Consider the following 12,660-nt stretch of genomic DNA (forward strand, 5'->3'; position numbering starts at 1 on the left):
GGTGCCGGATACACTGACCGCCGCCGTCAGGGCGGCGGCGAGTGCGCCGACAGGCTTGCCTCTACCCGGTTGCGCCCCTGATGTTTAGCGCGATAAAGCGCCTGATCGGCGTCATTACTCAGTTGCGTCATGCTGCTGCCGGTTTCCCCCGGCCTTGCGACGGCGACGCCGATACTCACGGTTACCACGCCTTGCGGCGACTTGGTATGCGGGATTTCCATCGACTCCACCGCCTGACGACAGCGTTCCGCCAGTATCAAAGCCTGCCGGTGGTCCGTTTCCGGCAACACCATGATGAACTCTTCGCCACCGTACCGCCCCAACAGACATTCTGACGACGGTAACTGCGCCGCCAGCGTTTCCACAACCGACTTGATACAGGCGTCGCCTTTACTGTGCCCATAGCTGTCATTGAAGCGTTTAAAGCGGTCGATATCGATCATCAGCAACGATAACGGCCTCTGCATGGATTCATGCTGCCGCCACAAGTGCTGATAGCGCTCATCGAAATGGCGGCGATTAGCGATGCCGGTCAGCGAATCCGTCTGCGCTAATACCTGCAACAACGTCTCTGACTGTTTGAGCTCGGTAATGTCGAGCATCGACCCATAAAACACGATGCTGCCGTCACCCGGATGGGAAGCGCTGGCTTCTGCGTGGATCCAGCGGACATCGCCGTTTTCGGCGCAGATGCGAAAATCGCTGCGCCAGCTATGGCGATGAAAATTGCCGCTGTTGTAATGCTGTACGATGCGTTCAAGATCCTCCGGCAAGATTATCTCCCGCAACGGGTGACCGGGGCCGAACGGCACGGCGGTCATCATCTGCGGCGTCAGGCCCAATAACCGGGTCGATACCGGGCTACAGTAAACAAACCGCCTGTCCTCGCCGCGAACCTGAAATGTATAGAGTACCGACGGCGCACGCTGCAACAGCAAATCCATCATTTTTTGCTGTTGTTGTAGCTGCTCCTGCAACCGCTCTCGTTCGGTAATATCAGTAATAATGCTGAGATAACCAAGTAGATGCCCATTGGGCAGGCGAATCTCATGAAAACTGAGTTCGCCCCAGAAAATGCCGCCCTCTTTCTTTCGGTAGCACCATGCAGAAAAAGTCTGGTTGCAGCATAACAGTTCCTGTGGCGACAACTGCCCGACATCGCCCTGACGCAGCAGCACCGTGCCGGCATCAAGACCGATGACCTCCTGAGCGCTAAACCCAAATAGCCGCTCCGCGCCCGAATTGAACAGCGTGATCTTATTGTCCTGATCCGTGGAGATCATCGCCGCCTGTGTCGATGCGTTCATCAATAATGAACTACAGGCCGACACAATTTGCGCATCTCTCGCGGCAGCCGCCGTTTTTCTTCGACACACGGTTGACCAGAGCGCTTTAAACCAGTGGTACAGATCAGGCATGAGCCACCTTATATACTCGTCATACTTCGAGCCGCAAGTGCGTTGGCTTTCTTACCCGGCCCATTAATGGTCCTCGCCCTACGGGCCACTGCAGGCGGCGCTGCACAAAATCCCGGTTAACCGGCTGACAACACGTTGAATCCTTAGGTGATAGTATGACAAAGTGGGAGCGGAATTTGCCCCGACGTAAAGGTAAACCTTCATGAAAACTATCACCCTGCTGGTTGCCACGCTGTTGATGACGACGGCATTGAGCGGCTGCAACACCGCTCGCGGATTTGGTCAGGACGTTCAGAAGCTCGGCAGCACCATTTCCCATTCCGCCAGTTAACCGACGAGACAACGCCGGCACCCCGTCTGCCCGGCAGCGGGGTTGCCGTCCGTCATGGAAGACGGCATACCACGGCAGCGACTGGTTATCCCGCCGTTCGCATCGGCACGTGGGGAATGCCGTCCTCGTCGTAGCCATCGCCACACACCACAAAACCGAATTGCTGGTAGAAATGCTGTAAATGCGCCTGTGCAGACAGGTATTGCGCCCGTCCCGGCCAATGGCGCACACAGGCGGCCTGCCCATGCATCAGTAACTGATGCCCGAGCCGCTGGCCTCGTGCCTCGGGAGCCACCACTACCCGGCCGATGGTCACCACGTCCTGCCGATCATGAGGCGCCAGCAAGCGCGCGCAGGCGATCAACCTGCCGTTTTGCCAGGCCGTCACATGGCGGTTGCCATCGACCAGATCCAGCCCGTCCAAATCCTGATAAGCACACCGCTGTTCCACCACAAAGACCTGGTTGCGCAGGCGCAGAATGTCATACAGCGCATACGGGTTCAGGTCTTTTACCCCCCAGTCATGCCAAATCAGACTCATCACCTCTCCCGTTATTCACTCTTATCGGAGGTATTCATGACCGTAGGTTCCGGCCGACGACGCCACTGAGTCACCTGCACCCAAACCCACAGCCCGGCAATCGCCAGCGCAAACAACACGCCGAAACCGACGCCAATCGCCAATACCGGCACGCCGACCTTCACAGCCAGCGAGTAGAGCGCCAGCATCAACAGCATGGCGCCGTTTTCACCTAAGTTCTGCACCGCGATGGCGTTGCCGGCGCCCACACTTTCCCGGCCGCGCTCCTGCAACAGCGCATTGAGCGGCACGATAAAAAAGCCGCCCAGCGCGCCCAACACCAACAGGCAGGCGTACGCGCTGATCAGGCTATGTTGCAGGGTGAACACCACCACCATCACGCCGATCAGCACCCCGGCGGGCAGGCAGCGTCGCACGGTTTTCAGCGTCACCAGCTTACCGGCCGCCGCCGCGCCGACCACAATCCCCACCGCCACCATGGCGTTGAGCAGCGTCGGCGTCGAATTGTCGTTGATGCCCAGCGCCAGCGGCACCCACAGCACCAGCAAGAAACGCAGCGTCACGCCCGCGCCCCAGAACATGCTGGTACCGACCAGCGAGAAACGGGTTTCGCCGTTGCGCCACAGTACGCGGCAGGCGTCAAAGAATGAACGGGTCATGCGCGCCGGACGCCAGGATGCGCCGGGGCGCGCGGCCGCCAGTTTCGGAATCAGCAGGTTGGCCGCCAGCGCAATGCCGTAAGCCAGCGCACATACCGCCAGCGCACCGTAGATATGCCAGTCGGCCAGTACGCCGCCCACCACCGACCCGATAAGAATAGCCGCGATGGTGGAGGCTTCCATCAGACCGTTGGCTTTCACCAACTGATCGCCGCGGGTGATCTCCCCCAGAATGCCGTACTTGGCCGGGGAATAGGCCGCCGCGCCCAGCCCCACCAGCGTGTAACCCAGAAACGGGTTGCCGCCCAGACAGATCAGCAACGCACCGGCCAGCTTCAGGGCGTTGGCAAACATCATCACCCGCCCTTTGGCGAAACTGTCGGCGAACTGGCCGACAAACGGCGCCAGCACGATATAGGCGGCGACGAATCCCATCTGTAGGAAAGGCTGGCTCCAGTCCGGATACGCCAGCGATTTCACCAGCGCCAGCGTGGCGAACAGCAGCGCGTTATCGCCGAAGGCGGAGAAAAACTGCGCCACCATCACCGCATTCATACCGCGGGAAAACAGTGACGACGAGGGAGAAGTCGTGTGACTCATGCATCATGCTCCGGTTGTGCATCCGGAGCGTCTTGCGCCGCATCGGCGGGCTGTTCCGCCCGTTGGCGCAGCGTGACGAAGTCCGGTTTGCCGCTGCCCAATAACGGCAGCTCTTTCAGGTAACGAATATCGCGCGGCACCGCCAGTTCCGGCAGGCCACTCGCTCGTGCCTGCGTCAACAGGCTGTCGCGGGTCAGCGTCGCGTCGGTGGTAAACAGCACCAGCGCCTCTCCCTTGCTGCTGTCGCTGCGGGCGCTGGCGGCGTGTTGCGCCTGCGGCGATACCTGGTTCGCCAGTTGCTCCACGCTCTCCAGCGACACCATTTCCCCGGCCAGCTTGGCGAAGCGTTTAACGCGGCCGACAATGGTACAGAAGCCCTGCTCATCAAGAAAGACGATATCGCCGGTGTCGTACCAATTCGCCTCACGCTGCCCGTGCTCGTTTTCCGCTGCGGGTGGCTCCAGCTCGCCGGGGTTTTCCACCCGCAGGTAGCCCTTCATCACGTTCGGCCCGCGCAGTTGCAGACGGCCGCCATGATGGATGCCCGGCACCGGAATCAGCCGTGACGCAATGCCCGGCAACAAGCGGCCGACGGAATGCAGTTTGCAGGCCATCGGGACGTTGATCGCCACCACCGGCGCACACTCGGTCACGCCGTAGCCTTCCAGAATACGAAGGCCGAATTTGTCCTGCCATACCGCCCGCACCTGTTCAGAGAGCTTTTCCGCCCCGGCCACGACGTAGCGCAGGCGAGCGAAATCGTACGGGTGAGCGAAGCGCGCATAATGCCCGAGAAAGGTGGACGTGCCGAACAGCACCGTGCAGTTGCGGTCATACACCAGCTCCGGCACGATGCGGTAATGCAGCGGGCTCGGGTAGAGGAATACGCGGGCTCCGGTCATCAGCGGCGTCAGCAGCCCGACCGTCAGCCCGAAGGCGTGGAACAGCGGCAACGCCGACATGAAACGATCGCGCGGCGTGAAATCGGCCACGGTGCGGATCTGCTCGACGTTGGCCATCAGACTATTGTGGGAATGCACCACCCCTTTCGGGTTGCCTTCCGAGCCGGAAGTGAACAGGATCACCGCCGCATCATCCGGCTGTTGCGGGCGCATGGCGCGCGTCGGGAACAACAGGTGGAATAGAATCCACAGTTTGTCCGGCAGCGTAACCGTGTCCTTCAGGTCTTCCAGGTAGACCCAATTGGCCTCTTTCACCTGTTGCGGCAGGTGGGTCAGCTTGCCCTTCTCCAGAAACTGCCGCGACGTCACGATAGTTTTGATCCGCGCCGCGGTCATCGCATTCTGAATGCCTTTCACCCCGGCGGTGTAGTTCAGCATCGCCGGCACCCGGCTGCCGAGCGAAGAACCGAGAATCGCGGCGGCGGTGACGGTCGCATTGGGCAACAGCAACCCGACATGCTCACGCTCGCCGGTAAAACGTTGCAGAATGCGCGCTACCCCGAGCGATTTCTTCAGCAAGCCGTGATAACTCTCTTCCTTGAGGTTGATGTCTTCAATACAGGGCGAGTGGTAGCCGTAGCGATCGCAGGCGGCCAGAAACGCCTGATACAAGGTGTGGTGCGGTCGCACCGCCATGCGTGCATCCATCATGATGCGGTGCAGCGCCTCACCCGCCAGGGCACGGCGCTCACGCGCCGACGGCGCGACCGGCATGGGTAACGTCGTCGGCGGTAAAAAATGCAGAGAAACCACTGGAAACAGGCGACGGCGTAACACCCCGCCCAGACGGCCGAAGTGGGTGAACTCCGGCCCTTCGATGCGCACCGGTATCACGGCGGCCCCTGAACGCGCCGCCACGAACGCCGCACCGCTGTAGATTTTCATCAGCGAGCCGGTCACGGTGATACGCCCTTCCGGGAACACCACCACCGGTCGCCCCTGCTCCACCAGCCGGATCAACTGCTTGAGCGCCAACGGTTTGGTCGGGTCCAGCGGCAAAAAATCGATGTAGGGTTTCAGCCAGCGCATGAACCAACGGTCGGCGATGTTGGAATAGACGGCGAATACCGGCTTGCTTTGCAGCGGCAGAAACAGCGCCATCAGCACGCCATCAAGGAATGAAACGTGGTTTGGGGTAATCACTATCTTCGATTGCCGGAAACTGCTTTCATCACCCGTAATCTGAATGCGATATACCTGCTTCAGTACCCAGCGTAAAAAGGTATAAATCATCCCACCTCCCTATGTGTAAACAGTAACTCTGTCCGGTTTGGACCCACACGCCGCTGATTGTTCATGATCGCGCGTTCCCCTTGATCGTTCACTTTCACCACCGACATAACCGCGACGTCGGGATGACGCGCACCGAGGTGCCACGTCCCGCCAAAGGGTTCACCATACCATAAACCGCACCAATATTAGCGCTGAAAACACCGCCGGAACACGTGCCGAGGAGGGGGAAAAAACATCGGGAATCATGGGGCTGTGATGCAGCAAGATCGGGCGGGCAACGGTCCCGCCCCGGGAGGAGATTACAGTTGTTCGCCGTTACCGGCGATCACCTGCCTGTACCAGTCAAAGCTCTTTTTCCTGCGGCGCGCCAGCGTGCCGTGGCCGTCATTGTCTTTATCCACGTAGATAAAACCGTAGCGTTTTTTCATCTCGCCGGTGCCGGCGCTGACGATATCAATCGGCCCCCACCAGGTATACCCCATGATGTCGCAGCCATCAGCCAGCGCCTCCGCCACTTCGTGCAGATGCTGTTGCCCGTAACGGATACGGTCATCATCGTTGATGGCGCCGTCCGCATCCGGCGTATCCACGCCGCCGAAACCGTTTTCAACAATAAACAGCGGCTTTTCATAGCGATCCGCCAGTTCGTTACACACCAGCCGCAACCCTTTAGCGTCAATCGGCCAGCCCCAGTCGGTGCTTTGCAGATAGGGATTTTCCTTGCCGATCACCCCGCCGGTATCCGCCAGTACCGGCATCCCGGCCTGATACGTGGCGCTACGGTAGTAGCTGAAACCAAGATAGTCGGACGGATGCGCCGCCAGCAGCGTTAGATCGTCTGCTTCCATCGTCAGTTGAATGCCGTGTTCGCGCCACATGCGCTGACTGTAAGCCGGGTAGTGCCCGCGCATCATGACGTCGGCATAAAACAGCGAACGACGCCGCATCTGCATGGTTTCGAACACGTCTTCCGGGCGGCAACTGTGCGGGTAAACGGTGCTGAGCGACAACATGCAGCCGATGCGGGCCTCCGGGATAATCTGGTGGCAGAGCCGGTTTGCCCGCGCGTTGGCGACGAACATATGGTGGCTGGCCTGATAAATCGCCTGCAACCGATCTTCCGCTGCCGGCTGTATTGCACCGGTGGCGAACGGGATACGATTCATATTGTTCAGTTCGTTGAATGTCATCCAGTATTTCACCTTATGCCGGTAACGATGGAATACCGTGTCGCAATAACGGATGAAAAAATCCACCAGCCGACGATCCTGCCAGCCGCCGTAGCGCTGATACAACGCCAGCGGCGTTTCATAGTGCGACAGCGTCACCACCGGCTGGATGCCGTACTTCAGCAACTCATCAAACAGTTGCTCGTAAAAACGCAGCCCCGCCTCATTAGGCTGCGCCTCATCCCCTTGCGGAAAAATGCGCGACCAGGCGATCGAGGTGCGAAAGCACTTGAACCCCATTTCGGCGAACAGGGCGATATCCTCCTGATAACGATGATAAAAATCGATCGCCTCATGGCTGGGGTAATACTGCGTGGGGTCAACGGCCGCATCCGGCTTGCCCGCCACGATGCCGCCGCGCACCACATCGGCAATCGACGGCCCTTTGCCGCCTTCATTCCAGGCGCCTTCCGCCTGATTGGCGGCAATCGCGCCGCCCCATAAAAACCCGTGTGGGAAACGAGCCATGCTCACTCCTTGCTTATCCGGTTAACGCCGACGGCCTGCGCCGCCGGCATCAGATTCAATCGAGATCGGCGCCGTTGGAGGCGATCAGCTTGCGATACCAGTAGAAGCTCTTTTTACGCGATCGCTGCTGGGTGCCGTGGCCGTCGTCGTCCTGATCGACGTAAATAAAGCCGTAGCGCTTGGAGATTTGCGAGGTGCCGGCGCTCACCACGTCGATAGGCCCCCACCAGGTGTAGCCGAACAGTTTTACCCCGTCCGCCAGCGCTTCCTTCATTTGCTGCACATGCTGACGCAGGTAGTCGATACGGTAATCGTCGTCGACTGAACCATCCGGATTGACGCTATCCACCGCGCCCAGCCCGTTCTCGGCAATGAACAGCGGTTTCTGATAACGGTCATACAGTTGGTTGAGCGCCAGCCGCAGCCCTTTCGGGTCGATTTGCCAGCCCCATTCGCTGGTCGGCAGATAAGGGTTGCGAATGCCGCCGGTGATCAGATTACCGGTTGCGCCCTCCAGTTGTTCCGGATGCGCGCTGACGGTACTGGACATGTAATAGCTGAACGACACGTAGTCCACCGGATACTGGCGCAGGATCTCGTCGTCCCCCTGCTCTTTTTGCAGCACCACGCCTTTTTCCGCCAGCATACGGTCGGTATAGGCCGGATAGTAACCGCGTGCCTGCACATCGCTGAAGAACAGCGACACCCGCTGCGCCTCCTCGCAGGCTTGCAGATCGTCCGGGTGGCAGGTGTGGGGATAAAGGATCTGGTAGCTGATCATGCAACCGACCTGCGAGCCGGGAATGATCTGGTGACAAGCCTTGGTCGCCAGCGCGCTGGCGATGAACTGGTGGTGCACGCCCTGATACTTGTCTTGCTCCAGATGCGGGTTGCCTTCCTCGATCACCCCGACGCTGACGTAGGGGTGATGCTTGACGCAGTTGATCTCGTTAAAGGTCATCCAATATTTGACCTTGTGCCGATAGCGCTCGAACACCGTAGTGGCGAAACGCACGTAAAAATCGACCAGTTTGCGGTTGGGCCAGCCGCCGTATTCGGTGACCAGACACAGCGGCATCTCGTAGTGAGACAACGACACGATCGGCTGAATATGATGTGCCAGCAGCGCATCCAACACCCGGTCATAAAACGCCAGCCCGGCTTCGTTTGGTTCCGTTTCGTCGCCGCGCGGGAAAATACGCGTCCAGGCGATCGACATGCGAAAGCATTTGAACCCCATCTCGGCGAACAGCGCGATATCCTCCTTGTAATGGTAATAAAAGCCGTTGCCCTTGCGCTTCGGATAGTACTTTTGACTGTGCGGGTCTTGTGCTTCCGCCACCTGCTGATGCGTCATAAACAACCACTGATCCAACCAGCGTTCTTTGGGCGTGCGGCTGTCAAAGGTATACACATCCGACACCGACAGCCCTTTGCCGCCCACGTTCCAGGCGCCCTCCAGTTGGTTGGCGGCGGTGGCGCCGCCCCACAGAAAATCCGGCGGAAACGCGTTGACATCCGGTGGACACGTTTTTGATACGCTCATGTTTTCTTCCCCTCCCTCAGGCCGCCGCAGCGGTCAGTTTCATCAATGCATCACGCGAGTGGACATCGCCGTTCAGCAGCGGACTCACCTCGCCATAGCACTCGGTATTGGTGACAATCACGATAACGCTGGGGTCGATGCCTTCCGCCAGCAGCGCCGGCAGGTCGAAACTCACCAGCGGTTCGCCGACTTCCACCATCTGCCCCGGCTGGGCATGACGGATAAAGTGGCGGCCACCGAGTTTGACGGTATCAATGCCGATGTGGATCAGCACCTCGGCGCCGGTGTCGCTTTTCAGCGTCAGCGCGTGGTGAGTGTCGAAAATCGATTCGATACGCCCGTTAACCGGCGATAACAGTTCGCCGTTTTCCGGGTAGATGGCGATGCCCTTGCCGAACACTTCTCCGGCAAACACCGGGTCGCTTAAGCTTTCAAGCGCCATCACTCGCCCGGCTACCGGCGCGAACAGTTTTTCGTTATGGAATAGCTTTTCGTTATGAAACAGTTTTTCGTTATGGACCCGTTTTTCGTTATGCCCGCTCAGCGCCACCGGCGCGGCCGGCAGCACCATTTGCCCTTCTTTCGGTAGCGCGGTTTTTTCCAGGCTCTCTTCAAACCCCAGTACGCAGGTCATCACCGTTGCGGTGGTGAAAGAAATCGCCATACTGGCCAGCGCGTACAGGAAGGTCGGCCCCACCAGTGCAGGCAGCCCCGGCAGCCCGCTCAGGGCAAAGGCATAGGTTTTTACGCCGAAGAACATGGCGAACGCGCCGCCGCAGGCACCGCCGATCAACGCGGCGGCGAACGGGCGTTTGAAACGGATATTGATGCCGTACATCGCCGGTTCGGTAATGCCCATGGTGGCGGTGATACTGGTGGAAAGCGCCAGCGATTTGGTTTTCTTGTCGCGGGCGCGCAGGAACACGCCGAACGCCGCTCCCGCCTGCCCCATGTTGGCGATATAAAAGATTATCTTGAACGGATCGAACCCCATCTTACTGATGTTGTTGATCATGATCGGAATCAGCACATAGTGCATACCGGTGATGATGATCATCGACAACGTACCGCCGAGAATCAGCCCGGCCAGAATCCCCATGTTATCCACCAGCCAGACGATACCGGTGGAGAGGTGGTTGCCGATGAGAATACCGAGCGGCCCGATGGCGATCAGCATGATCGGCGCGACGATCAGCAGCGTCAGCAGCGGCACGAACATGGTTTTCAGCGCGCCGGGCATAATGCGGTCGATACGGCGCTCCACCCAAGACATCAGCCACACCGCCAGCAAAATCGGGATCACCGACGACGCGTAGGACACCGGCGACACCGGCAGCCCGAGAAAGGCAATTTCGCCGCCGCCCGCAAACAGCTTCATCAACGTGGGGTGTAACAATGTAGCCGCCAGCGCCACCGCCACGTAGGGGTTACAACCAAACTTGTGGGCCGCGCTAAACGCCAGCACCAGCGGCATAAAATAGAAGATACCGTCGCTAATGGCGGAGAGAATCAGGTAGGTTTGATGGGTATTGGATACCCAGTGCAGCGCCACCAGCAACGACAGGATCCCTTTGAGGATACCGGCGCCGGCAATGGCCGGGATCACCGGCGAGAAGATGCTGGAAAAGGCTTCCAACAGCGCCGAGACCGGATGTCGCGGCCGCCCGGCCTCTGGGGCATCGGTCGGCTGGCTCGCCAACTGCGGATACTGTCGTATCAGCGCCCGATAGACATCCGCTACGTCATTGCCGATGATCACCTGAAACTGCTCGCCGGCCACATTAATACCGATTACCCCCTCTAATACTTCCAGTTGAGCACGTTCGATACGCTGCGCTTCGTGCAAATAAAAACGCAGGCGGGTAATACAATGAAAAACCTGTCGGATATTACTCTCGCCTCCGACAAGCGCCACAATATTCCTGGCAATCTCCTGATAATTAACTGACATAGCAATTCCTCTTTCCAGAAAGAAATCTTACGATTTCCGCAACAACCGCCCGGTATTTACCGTGGCGCCTTGTTCCTCTGGGGTTTGCCTGCGTCAGCGGATATCACATCGTTTCCGACGAATCGCCGCTGCCAGTAACAAGCCTATTCGGAATGATTGATTACCCTTAATACTTCAAGTTGCAGGAAGGCGGCGACTCGAATGATGTTGGGTAAGACGATGAATCATATTATCGATATGAATGGTCAGATACAGTTTCTCCGAATTGGTCATAGTGTGTTGGTAATTCTTTTTGATAAAGGTATTGATGGCTTCGACACAGCCCAGCGTTTTTTGATAGCGTTGCTGCACCATGGTAAATAACTCGCCGTCGTCATTATCCAGCGTGGTGCCTTCCATCACGCGCTGAGAAAAGAATTTCAGGTGGGTAATAAAGCGATGATAATTACCGCTGTTTTCATCCAGCGACACCTGAAAATAATATTTGACGATATTCTGCACCTGATAAATCAGTTGCGTAATCTGTTTCATATTGCCGATATTATCGCCAAGCTCGGCATTCACGATATGCAACGCGATACTACATGCTTCATCGTTGGGCAGGGCGACGCCCAACGCCTCGCGAATCAGCGCCAGCGCCTGCTCCGCTACGGCAAACTCCTGCTTATAGAAGTGACGGACTTCCCACTGCAACGGGTTCTGGATCACGGTGCCGTTGCGCTGACACTGCAAGGCAAAAGCGAGATGGTCAGCCAGCGTGACGTAAATCCCTTCACTCAATTTTTGCGGCAACTGTGTTTTTACCATCTCCACAATATCGGCGGTCAGTTGCAATATTTCCAGCGGGACTTCCTGCGCCAAATGTTTAAAGCGCGTGGAAATCGCATCATCCTGCAAGCGAAATATTTTCTCTACTCGCGTTATTTCCACATCCTGGCCATTTCGGGAATGAAACCCAAGCCCACAGCCGGTCAAGATAAGCTCCTGCCCCTGATTATCGATCACGCTGACCACATTATTATTCAGGACCTGAGTTATCTTCATCGCATTCTCCTGAAAACAGAAACGGGCAAAACCTAAATACAGCAAACGATAAAGTCGATTGACTTCATACTGTCGCTGCACTTATGTTTTGCCCGCCGAACGGTAACAAGCCTTATGCAATGGTTAAAAATTATCACTCGCTATATTCAGCGTCAATCAGCCTACCGACAGGCGGCGGGGTTTCTTTTTTATTTGTGACCCGCGTATTATTTTCCGGCCTGCCGGAACGCAGGCAAAAAAAAACCTACGCATCCGCGTAGGTTGGTGAAATTTGAATGGTTCAATGTGAAGAACACATCGATTGTCACCCATCAATACCTCTGGGACTTGTTACTCTAAAGAGAGTCACCCGGAATCACTAGCGCAGAATCGAAAGATAAACGTTCGAAGTGCAACCAACTGTAAAATTCTCGGGTTGGCTGTAATAAAGCCGTGAAAAACAATGATTGCCTGGCCGGAATACCGTCGCCCCGCCCCCAACATCATGTGCAGTTGAAGAAAAAAACATCGCTACATTTGCCACTCTTGCCGCCTGACGAGCAATGACGGCGCGCCGACGGTAAAAGTTGCGATCCCCGCCTCTTGCGGCCACGGCCTAATTCCGTGACACTCAGGCAGTCATTTGATTGCGCGCACCATTTTTACATTAAGAGCCTATCCCAGTAGGCGTTATTGGCG

The 12,660-nt window shown here is 57.6% G+C and carries 9 protein-coding genes; 1 reads left to right on the forward strand and 8 read right to left on the reverse strand.

Annotation, left to right across the window (positions count from 1 at the left end):
* Positions 1–26: 26 nt before the first annotated feature.
* Positions 27–1,418, reverse strand: a complete 1,392-nt coding sequence (locus tag FDP13_RS11575; protein WP_033576437.1) for a sensor domain-containing diguanylate cyclase — start codon at positions 1,416–1,418, stop codon at positions 27–29.
* Positions 1,419–1,620: 202 nt separating this feature from the next.
* On the opposite strand from FDP13_RS11575, the gene FDP13_RS11580 reads away from it, so the two are divergent.
* Positions 1,621–1,749, forward strand: coding sequence for an entericidin A/B family lipoprotein (locus FDP13_RS11580; protein WP_027711000.1), 129 nt, complete (start codon positions 1,621–1,623; stop codon positions 1,747–1,749).
* Positions 1,750–1,834: 85 nt separating this feature from the next.
* Here the strand turns inward: FDP13_RS11580 and FDP13_RS11585 are convergent, their stop codons facing one another.
* The 7 genes from FDP13_RS11585 to licT form a co-directional block, all read right to left on the reverse strand.
* Positions 1,835–2,290, reverse strand: a complete 456-nt coding sequence (locus FDP13_RS11585) for a GNAT family N-acetyltransferase (RefSeq protein ID WP_027710999.1) — start codon at positions 2,288–2,290, stop codon at positions 1,835–1,837.
* A gap of 11 nt (positions 2,291–2,301) precedes the next feature.
* On the reverse strand, positions 2,302–3,549 hold the full coding sequence (gene lplT / locus FDP13_RS11590) for a lysophospholipid transporter LplT (RefSeq protein ID WP_027710998.1): 1,248 nt from the start codon (positions 3,547–3,549) through the stop codon (positions 2,302–2,304).
* Positions 3,546–5,744, reverse strand: coding sequence for a bifunctional acyl-ACP--phospholipid O-acyltransferase/long-chain-fatty-acid--ACP ligase (gene aas / locus FDP13_RS11595; protein WP_143839484.1), 2,199 nt, complete (start codon positions 5,742–5,744; stop codon positions 3,546–3,548). Before aas ends, lplT begins: the two co-directional genes overlap by 4 nt.
* A 299-nt stretch (positions 5,745–6,043) precedes the next feature.
* Positions 6,044–7,441, reverse strand: coding sequence for a glycoside hydrolase family 1 protein (locus FDP13_RS11600; RefSeq protein ID WP_033576440.1), 1,398 nt, complete (start codon positions 7,439–7,441; stop codon positions 6,044–6,046).
* A gap of 55 nt (positions 7,442–7,496) precedes the next feature.
* Entirely contained in the window at positions 7,497–8,987 is a 1,491-nt protein-coding gene (locus tag FDP13_RS11605) for a glycoside hydrolase family 1 protein (RefSeq protein WP_143839485.1), read from the reverse strand.
* 16 nt (positions 8,988–9,003) lie between these two features.
* Positions 9,004–10,938: a beta-glucoside-specific PTS transporter subunit IIABC gene (locus FDP13_RS11610; protein ID WP_143839486.1), complete on the reverse strand. Its 1,935-nt coding sequence runs from the start codon at positions 10,936–10,938 to the stop codon at positions 9,004–9,006.
* A gap of 174 nt (positions 10,939–11,112) precedes the next feature.
* Positions 11,113–11,982 carry a BglG family transcription antiterminator LicT gene (gene licT / locus FDP13_RS11615; protein WP_012768506.1) on the reverse strand — a complete coding sequence of 290 codons (870 nt, stop codon included), beginning with the start codon at positions 11,980–11,982 and terminating at the stop codon, positions 11,113–11,115.
* Positions 11,983–12,660 lie beyond the last annotated feature (678 nt).

Origin of the sequence: Dickeya sp. ws52, from assembly GCF_007210685.1 — a bacterium.
In the GTDB taxonomy this organism is placed as follows: Bacteria; Pseudomonadota; Gammaproteobacteria; order Enterobacterales; family Enterobacteriaceae; genus Dickeya; species Dickeya chrysanthemi.

Coding starts and splice junctions, on each gene's coding strand:
- FDP13_RS11575 (WP_033576437.1), bottom strand. CDS start 1,418: ATGCCTGATCTGTACCACTGGTTTAAAGCGCTCTGGTCAACCGTGTGT.
- FDP13_RS11580 (WP_027711000.1), top strand. CDS start 1,621: ATGAAAACTATCACCCTGCTGGTTGCCACGCTGTTGATGACGACGGCA.
- FDP13_RS11585 (WP_027710999.1), bottom strand. CDS start 2,290: ATGAGTCTGATTTGGCATGACTGGGGGGTAAAAGACCTGAACCCGTAT.
- lplT (WP_027710998.1), bottom strand. CDS start 3,549: ATGAGTCACACGACTTCTCCCTCGTCGTCACTGTTTTCCCGCGGTATG.
- aas (WP_143839484.1), bottom strand. CDS start 5,744: ATGATTTATACCTTTTTACGCTGGGTACTGAAGCAGGTATATCGCATT.
- FDP13_RS11600 (WP_033576440.1), bottom strand. CDS start 7,441: ATGGCTCGTTTCCCACACGGGTTTTTATGGGGCGGCGCGATTGCCGCC.
- FDP13_RS11605 (WP_143839485.1), bottom strand. CDS start 8,987: ATGAGCGTATCAAAAACGTGTCCACCGGATGTCAACGCGTTTCCGCCG.
- FDP13_RS11610 (WP_143839486.1), bottom strand. CDS start 10,938: ATGTCAGTTAATTATCAGGAGATTGCCAGGAATATTGTGGCGCTTGTC.
- licT (WP_012768506.1), bottom strand. CDS start 11,982: ATGAAGATAACTCAGGTCCTGAATAATAATGTGGTCAGCGTGATCGAT.